Here is a 7,874-nt window from a genome sequence, read left to right as displayed (position 1 = left end):
ATGGAGTTCAAAGGTCAAGCTTTATCTACAGACGCAGTGTTCCGAAGTCAAAAAGGGGGACACCTCGACCGTCAAAACTTGCACCCGATTGTCAAAGCAATTGCACAAGAAGCTGGATTAAGCGAACTGGTTTCTGCTCACTGGTTACGTCATGCCCACGGTTCTCACGCGATTGAGCGCGGGACAAATCCAGTGCTGGTGAAAGAAACTTTGGGTCATGCCAATTTAGTCATCACCGATCGCTATCTCAAGGCTAGACCTAATGACAGTAGCGCTTTAAACTTGATGGATCTTTAACATTTATTTTGCATGGCTTGTGAAAATGCAGCACAAATTGGAACCAGTGGCATCAATTGCTACCGGGAACGAAACAAAAAACAGCTTTCAAATGCCAAAGGGATTTTTCTCTAGCCAGCCCCCTCCATAGGCAACACTTCTTCAGAGAGCCATTCATAAAATTCAGGAACTTGAGATTCCACAAGTCGCAGTTCATTTGCCGCGATCGCCTCAAGTTCCAGTACCGTCTCCCAGCGCAAATCCTCAACCCATCGCTTAAGGATGCCTTTAATCGCGTCTACTCCAAGAGAAATACCTCTTCGTAGTGTTTCTACGCAGTGGAGTAGCGTAATCCGGTCTGTTTGGGACGGTTCAGAATCGGTAGTATCCTCCCCTTGGCAATGGGAGTTCCCTATAGCATTAGGGGGGGGTGTGGATACGGGCTGCTGATTGAGGTTTACACTATACACAGCAGGGGTTTGAGCAGCGTAATAGGTTCGATTTTCTTTTTGATTACGCTTTTCCACGCGATGAGCAATTACATGCATTGCAAATTCTAATTCCTCTTTAGATAAAGAAAAAAGTTTCACCTGTTGACCCCGCTTACCCTGCTTGCGGAAAGTCAACTTTAGCCCCAGCTGCTCTAGCATTGTGGCTAGCAACCAAATAGGTTTACAGTCTAGGGGAATAGTAAACCCAAGAATTGCTTTGACGTGAGCAGCACAATGTATAGCGATCTCCCTCATCTTAAGTAAGGTGGAATCGTCTCCGGTAAATTCCTCACCCGCAACTAAACGCTTGAGAATCTGATGCAGCCCCAAGTTAAATCTAGCCAGCCACCGTGCCGAGTAATTGCCCCAGTCGATGCACAAAGGTAGATTGTCGCGTTCGGCGCGGTCTTTCTGAGTGACAATTGTTGGTGGGGTAGGATAAGTTTGCCCAGTTTTGGGGTCAGTAAACGATTCTTCGGGTGGGGCTAAAATTGCCTCAAGTCCAGCTAAGGCTCTTATTAAGCGGCCACCTTTATCCATTTCTACGAGTGATTCGGTTACTTCAATGCCGTAAGAATCAGAAATGCGGAATTTTTCGCATTCAAAAATTTCATTAGGGTCAAGGTAATCTTTGCTCTGACGGGCACGGTACTCACTCAAAGTAATATTGTTAGCCTTGGCAACAGCCGAATTGTGGGCACTATCCAAAGCTTGTGCTGCTGCTTTAAGACTTTCGAGAGACTGAGGATCTGAATCACTGCCCACATATATAAATGTATTGCCCATTTCTGTGAGGAGCGATCGCAAGTCATCACGCAAATTATTGAGAGAATAGTGGCGGTTGCCAAGAATTTGGCAATAAGCTTCAAGCGCCCAATCTTTCTCTGCGCCTCGCTTGCCTGTTTCTCTGTCAATCCGCAACAGAAAAGCGGTCATTTCATTGGTTTGGAGCAAGCGCTCTTTAATCTTGGATGCGTTTGTATCCTTGTAACCAAAGGGAGGGCGCGGGGCCACCCAAATATGAAACGGGACTTTTGGACGATAACGGTAAAGCTGTTGGGCACATTCGGTAGCGGTTTGGGAAACGCCGTGAAAGACACCGAACACTAAATCAAAATGATACTCGGAAATATCGACACCAGTACCGAGACTGGGAGAGGTAAACAAGGCATCAAAGTTTTTGACGGCGTTGGTGATATCTTTGATGAAAGCGACATTCTCATCACTGCCAGAATTGTCAGAGTGAACCGACCAGATACGACATTTTTTTGGTGTATGTGATTTTTCGGAGTTAGATTCTTCGTATTTGATAGTAAAGGATTTGTCGAGTTTTTTGATGAAACGCTTACTGTCACTGGCAACCATGACTTTCTCACCAAGCATCAGCGCTGCCGAGATTTGGGCGACTATGGCGCTTGAGTTATCCCCCTCGTACCAATAAATTGTGCGTGAACCGTTTCGCCATTCGTTTTTGATAATGTACGGGACTTCACCGAGTGGTCGCATTGCAAGAAAGAAGTCTACCGTTAAATCATCCATGTGTGCATCAGCGATGACGACCAGTGGCGCGTTGTATACTATATATTCCAAGACTTCAAGTATTGCTGCACGGTGCTGTTTGCAAGTATTACTGTGTAGTAAGTGGGTGAGGTATTGGCAGGCTTCATCTATAAATATGCAACCGTAGGTGAGAGACTGAGTATTCAGCTTATGCAAGCTGTCAATAGTAATACTAAGGGCTTGGGCCTGGGCTAAACCTGTGTAACCCAAGTCGGAATACATCGCCGTCCGCAAGCGTTCGGCAAGATTTTTCAACAAGTTAACCCGATGTCCATTGTTGAGAAATCTGGCATCAGGATTTTGGTTACGCCACCAGCGCATAAGTTCAGTTTTGCCTGTACCCATGTCGCTCCAGAGTACGACTAGTCCTGATTTTGGGAAATTGAAGGTAGGGGATTTCTTCGATTTGTCTGAATCAACTCCGCCAGAATCGGTAGACTCCTTGTTTCTTTGATGTCCTTTTATAGATGGTGTGAAAAGTTGTTCCTTTTCAAGATCATAAAGCTCAGGCAAATTGCATTTTTCTTCAAGTTCAGGAATGCACAAAGCCTCAGAGAGATACTTGATATTAATAGTGACATCTGGTTTGTATTTGCTAAGTCCCCATTTCTTAGCCCGATACGAGCGCTGGTAATCGGCAAGTGATTTGGCATCATCTATAATTGCAGTTAGCAGAGCATTGGCATCAACACCGCGACCAACTACAAAATCATCAACACCTTTCTCTGGGCCTGGTAACAGCGCAACTTCACATAAGCAACCAGCCGAGTCGATTGCTTTTGCAGTGCGAACAGTGGCTTGAAACACCGACCACCTGGTTTTAGCTTTTGTTTCGTGGTCAAAAAGAATTATGAACTTGCGCCCCGCCTGAGCCATTGGTACTAAGTCAGGATGCAACCGTTCATCAAAATCTTGTTTGCCCACGCGCCCGTTCCAAATTCCCGGCAGTGCGATCGCTACAAACCCTAAAGAGAGCAAGCAGGCCGCTTTTTTTTCGCCCTCGCATAAGATAACTGGAATCTCTGGATGTTGCTTTACCCATTCCCAAAATATTAGTGGATTGAGTTTATCCAGTAAGCGCAATGTTAAAAGCGAATGATAGCGCTTAATTAAATAACGCTTTGCAACTTTGTCCCAGATGGGGTTAGCGACATCAAAGTAAGTAACGCGGTTGGGGGTTTTGGGGGGTGACTCGTATTTGACGGGTTTACCTGTTTGCCAATCAAAGCGCGGGAAGTTGGGCTTAATCCGCCCCCATTCCATCGGTTGCCAGTTTTTGAATGGGTCAAGGGATTGAATCCACGCCCCACCCAGTAATAGGTGCTGATACATTTTGATGTATCCATCCGTGACCCGACCCGCATTTTTACGTGGCAGTTTATCAGATATGAACAGAAAATCATAAACTGATTCTCCCTCAACGTGGAAAAAGTTGCGCTTAATCAACGCCGGATGAATGGCGCTACCAGCTAACAACTCATGGTATTCCGCAGCCGTGAGATTGTTTGGATATTCAGTTGTCGCTGCGTTCATCGGTTCTCTCCCCGGAATCCCTTAGAGAGAACTCTTTCAAGCTGCGAAATCCTTGCTCTAGCCTGGATATTCCGAAAATTTCCCTTCGTCACAGCACAAAATTGCCATGCGAAAGCTGTACTCGACCCCATGCGCTTTAACACTGCACTCTTGGGGTGTTCTCTGTTTGTCATGATATTTTCCCCTGATAACTTGGTTGACAAGCTCAGAGGGAGTTGTATCAGTTCGCAATTCGCTGCTTTTCGCAACTGACAATTTAGATGCAGCACGACTTTAAAGTGCCACATTTCCTGCGTTGTTGCGCTAATCCAGCCGCAAAGCCTAGTGTGTCATTTTTCCATAGTCCAAACAGCGCTACAGCGATCGCTTCCTTACTGTACTGTTCTGTTGTGGCGAACGCACTTGTGGTAGGTGGAATTATTTCCATCTGCCTGTCCTATACGCTGGGGAAGGCTTTCCTTACTGGATTCTCAGAACTAAATTGCTGTTGATATCGCTACTTTACAAAAATTTACTGAAGTAAAATATAAATTTTTCACCAATTCATTAAAAAAGGGGCAGCAAAAGTTGTCTTTACCTACCCCTTTATCGCTATAATTGGCAAAGTAAAGCAGCGTGGTATCTTTTTGACAAGTCAGTGGTTTTAAGTCGGCAAACTTTAAGCGCCACTTTCTTTGTCAGCCGAGATCAACCCCGCTCTGAAATTATTTGATTGTTTGATTTCCAGGCAAAGCACTACTCCTCAGTAGGTTTTGCCTAAATTTTTATGTATTTTCTGTGTTCTCCCTCCTTGCGAAATATTGACAAGCTTGATCTTACAGAACTTCGGGGCTTTTCGCATCTAGCAAAATTTGATTCTTTAATGGTTTGCCTCCTCTCCTTGTTAATTTTGGTAAATCTGCTCTATCTGACTAGGGCTGTCTTGTCGTCACCCTTGGTAAGATAGTATCCCCTGTGGGTAAGTTAGTGCGGGAAACTTAGATTGGTTCTTGTCGAAGAAACACACAATGAACTGACTCATGTGGAGGGCTATCGCTAGTACAGTCTTTGAATAATGGCTGGCTAAGTTAGTCAGTTGTTGATAAAGAGTGGGTCTAAATGTGCAAGAACTAATGTAGCTGTCACAATTAATCTTAATTTCTTGCCAACCATTTTCTATAGTGATGGATGGATAAAGCTCTTTAATGGTAGCCATAAATATTTTGCCTAAGAGATAGTCGATAATATTGGTAAAGCATCAGTAATCTGTACCGAGTGAGGACTTGGCAAGCTGTAGTATAAGAGCCTAGTGCTTGCAGCGCCAGACTTTGATTAATTAAACTGCTGTTCATTCCCTGCTCATTGTTTAATTGTTCATAGGCTCGATAAGCTGCTTGCCATGCTTTAAATGCAGCTTCTGGTTTTCCATCGTACAATTGTGAAAAACCTTGCTGTGTGAGAGACTTTCCTATTTCTAAACTAGGTGTAGATCCTGCTAGTATTACTTCATGGCTAATCACCACTATTAGCGTAAATAATAAACTTAGAAACAGGTATTTAGTTTTTTTAAAGCAGTTGATAATTAAGCGAGAAATAAATGCCATTTTCTTGCCATGTGTTGGAGTTTGAGTTAATTTCATTCAGAGGAATGCCCCAATCAAGACGGGCATTGAAGCGATCGCTGCGATATTGGAGGGCTAGCCCAATAGAGGTTAAACTACTTGAAGGGCTGAAAGTATCAGAACTATTGTTCCAGCTTGTGCCAAAGTCAATGAAGGGGATGACCTGTAATTCTTGCGTAGTCGTTTCCCAAGCCGAAATGCGTAATTCTGTAGATAAAAGAAATCCATTGTCAGATATAAAAGTATCCTGCCTATAACCTCTGACAGTACTGATGCCTCCAAGACTAATTTGCTCAAAAGCTGGTAAAGGTCTATCCGCCAATTGGAGGCGTGAGCGGATAGCAACAGAAGTATTACTATTGCCTAAACGTTTAAGCCATAAAGCTTCGCCTACCCAACTAAAAAATTGCCCATCAGGAGGGATGGCATTAATAGTAGAATCCATTGCATCTAGCCCTAAACTCAAGGTCGAACGAGCGAACAGAGCTTCTGTCAGACTACGATTTGACCAGTCTTGAAAAAACCTGAGTGCAAAAATCCTTGTGCGTCCCGAAGCATCTGTGCCCGCCGAGATAGGAAAAGGAGTATTTTGCAATGATGATTCGCTTTCTAGCCGCGAAACAGTCAGCCCTAATGCCAATTCTTGTGCCGAGTTAGCCGAAGCCTGTTGTATTAAAGGTTGGCGAAAACTAATTTCATAGGCCAATGCATCGGCCACAATATCTAAGGAATTAAGAGGTTGCTCAATAATATTATTAGTAATATTGGCGTAGAGGAAGCGGATAGTACCATTGTTTGAGTTGACAGGTACAGAATAACCAAGAGCGATCGCATTGCTGCCATCTGTATTTCTGTAACTAATGCTGAGTCCGTCTCCCAATCCCAGTAGGTTATTGTGCGAAATATCAATGCGGCGCTGGAAAGTTCCGATGACTGGAGAGCGGTAGTTGTCTAGACCAATATTGATATTAAATTCCTGTCTGGGCTGCACATTAATATCCAAAATAGCTTGGCTTGGTTTAGCTCCCTCCTTCAATGAAGCAGTAATTTTTTCAATTAATGGGTCTTGTTGAAGTAACTGTAACGTTGATAATAAGCGTTGATTATTGAGAATTGGTTGTGGGATACGGGCACGTATATAATTGTGTAGTCTCTGTCCGCCTACAATATTGATTTTTTCTATCTGTCCTTCGACAATTGAGACAGTAACTATGGCATTGTAAGCCTCGAGAGATTGATTCTCGGCAACACCAATGTACGCACCAGAGTTGATATATCCTTGCTCTACATAATAATCAGTAATTTTATCGCTGATTTTTGATAAATCAGTAAAAGTGATTTCTTGACCGACAAAATCTGATAATACTTTCTCCAACTCCTGATTATTAAAGACTGTATTCCCTTGAAAACGAAAACCTTGAACTTTGATTTTGACGAAATTATTCGGTTGAATTATCCTTTGAGGAAGCAAGGGGGTAGAGGATGCTGGAGGTATTAGTGGTGATGGTGTTGGAGCTAATGGAGAGGGAAGCTGGGGTATTTGTTGTATGGTTGGCGGATTTTGTTGATGAATCCTACCTGGCTCAATTTGTGCCTGTGTCAAGATTAAAGATGCTAGTAAATGTAAACTCACTCTCTTGTTTAGCCCTTTACATCTGGTACTCTCTTAATGCAAGATGATCTCAATAGTGAAGTGTATGCACCCATCTGGTCAGTAGGGCCTGGAGTAATAACAAAGCTAACAGTCCCATCGCCGTTGTTGCGCCACCCTTGGGCTACCACTATATTTTCTGTATTATTAGTTTGAGCAAATTGAGGTAATTGTTGAGAAGGAATGGAAGAAGATGGATCTGTCAAACCCAATGTAGTAGTAAATAAATCATCGAGATTAACGGGAATTCCTCCTCTACCAGAAATGGAGAGATTGTTAGGTAAACCGAGGGAATTTGGAGAACAGGCATTAAAAACCAGGTTATCTTGAAAAGATGAACTTTTGATGCCAGAATTTACAAGGTCTAATTGTGGAGTATTAATTTGTACTGTTCCGTCAACTCCCTTTTCTGAAGTAGCTGTAACTTTGCTATTTGATGACACAAATAAACCTTGAGTATTAATTTTAATATTTCCACCTTGCCCTTCAAAAGCATTAGCTGTAATGTTGCTATTTTGTAATACCAATGCATCTGTACCAACGTTGATATTGCCACTATTCCCAGCATTAAAAGCATTGGTATTAATGGAGCTATTACGCAATATTAAATTATTAGAAGTTAAAAAAATATTACCTCCTTCTCCACCAATTGGACTTTGGACAAAAAGAAGTAGTTCGCGGAAACAATACGAACAAGCGAATAATTAATCTTGTTTATAGTTACCAGAAGAAAAAAAGCATAGCCACCAGATCCCCAACGAG

At 42.9% G+C, this 7,874-nt stretch carries 7 protein-coding genes; 1 reads left to right on the top strand and 6 read right to left on the bottom strand.

Annotated elements, in window-relative coordinates:
• On the top strand, window positions 1-297 hold a 297-nt coding region (locus H6G97_RS40640), incomplete at its 5' end, for a tyrosine-type recombinase/integrase (RefSeq protein WP_190946278.1).
• 110 nt (window positions 298-407) lie between these two features.
• Here the strand turns inward: H6G97_RS40640 and H6G97_RS40635 are convergent.
• From H6G97_RS40635 to H6G97_RS40610, 6 genes are all read right to left on the bottom strand, one after another.
• Complete coding sequence (locus H6G97_RS40635) at window positions 408-3,860, bottom strand: plasmid replication protein, CyRepA1 family (protein ID WP_190946277.1); 3,453 nt, start codon at window positions 3,858-3,860, stop codon at window positions 408-410.
• A gap of 256 nt (window positions 3,861-4,116) precedes the next feature.
• Window positions 4,117-4,287 (bottom strand): hypothetical protein, encoded by a 171-nt coding sequence (locus H6G97_RS40630; protein WP_190946276.1) that lies wholly within the window; start codon window positions 4,285-4,287, stop codon window positions 4,117-4,119.
• Window positions 4,288-4,788: 501 nt separating this feature from the next.
• Window positions 4,789-5,055: a hypothetical protein gene (locus H6G97_RS40625; protein ID WP_190946275.1), complete on the bottom strand. Its 267-nt coding sequence runs from the start codon at window positions 5,053-5,055 to the stop codon at window positions 4,789-4,791.
• A complete protein-coding gene (locus tag H6G97_RS40620) occupies window positions 5,042-5,359 on the bottom strand; it encodes a hypothetical protein (protein ID WP_190946274.1) in 318 nt (105 codons plus the stop codon). The genes H6G97_RS40625 and H6G97_RS40620 overlap by 14 nt, the downstream gene beginning before the upstream one ends.
• Window positions 5,360-5,405: 46 nt before the next feature.
• Entirely contained in the window at window positions 5,406-7,094 is a 1,689-nt protein-coding gene (locus H6G97_RS40615) for a ShlB/FhaC/HecB family hemolysin secretion/activation protein (RefSeq protein WP_190946273.1), read from the bottom strand.
• An 8-nt stretch (window positions 7,095-7,102) separates the two neighbouring features.
• Window positions 7,103-7,714: a hypothetical protein gene (locus tag H6G97_RS40610; protein ID WP_190946272.1), complete on the bottom strand. Its 612-nt coding sequence runs from the start codon at window positions 7,712-7,714 to the stop codon at window positions 7,103-7,105.
• Between the last annotated feature and the right edge of the window lie 160 nt (window positions 7,715-7,874).

This window comes from Nostoc flagelliforme FACHB-838 (genome assembly GCF_014698065.1).
In the GTDB taxonomy this organism is placed as follows: domain Bacteria; phylum Cyanobacteriota; class Cyanobacteriia; order Cyanobacteriales; family Nostocaceae; genus Nostoc; species Nostoc flagelliforme_B.
The sequence above is the reverse complement of the archived record's forward strand: the minus strand, read 5'-3'. Positions and strand labels throughout refer to the sequence as shown.